This is a genomic window from Vibrio sp. 2033, from assembly GCF_033339735.1.
This window is the reverse complement of sequence record NZ_JAWOVC010000473.1, coordinates 1-627: the sequence shown is the minus strand read 5'-3', so window position 1 is coordinate 627 and position 627 is coordinate 1. Positions and strand designations below refer to the sequence as shown.

Below are 627 nucleotides of genomic sequence, written 5' to 3'. Positions count from 1 at the left end.
ATATTGAGTTTCTTATAAAATAGCGCACGTAAAACAATAAGATATCAGGCACTGTGCAGTTAGGCTCTAGCGAAACCCAAGTTTATTATCATCTTCTTGATCTGGACGACTCTCAAAAGCAGCAATACCTCCAAGAATTGCAACAGAGTCAACCTGAGCTATACATTCAACTCGCGCCCCTTTTAGCCCATGAAGCCCCAGAAGAGCGATTAACGCAATTGCTTTACTTTGGCGCTCATCAAGCGACCAACAGCGAGATCGACCTTAGTGGCGAAGTGATCAGTAAGTATCGCCTAACTCATGAGTTGGGACGTGGTGGTATGGGCGTCGTTTATGCCGCGCAACGCGCAGATGAGACCTTCGAGCAAGATCTTGCAATCAAATTCATCCAAAGCAATTTAAGTAATGTGCTCGGACAACGGGCACTTTTCGATGAAGCGCAGCTACTAGCACGTTTAAATCACCCTTATATTGCGAAAGTCTTTGACGGCGGCCTGCATGACGACTCGGTTTACATCGTCATGGAGCGCGTGTTTGGCCAAACATTGGATGATTATCTTGCCGAAGTCACGCTAACAGACCATGAGAAGCTCACGCTGTTTAAGCAGATTTGTCAGGCAATGGAAC

At 46.3% G+C, this 627-nt stretch carries 1 protein-coding gene; it reads left to right on the top strand.

All coding sequences use genetic code 11. The annotated features are described in order from the left end of the window. Positions 1-53 precede the first annotated feature (53 nt). Positions 54-627: protein kinase domain-containing protein (locus R7P74_RS27270; protein WP_318123800.1), on the top strand; the 574-nt coding region annotated here is incomplete at its 3' end.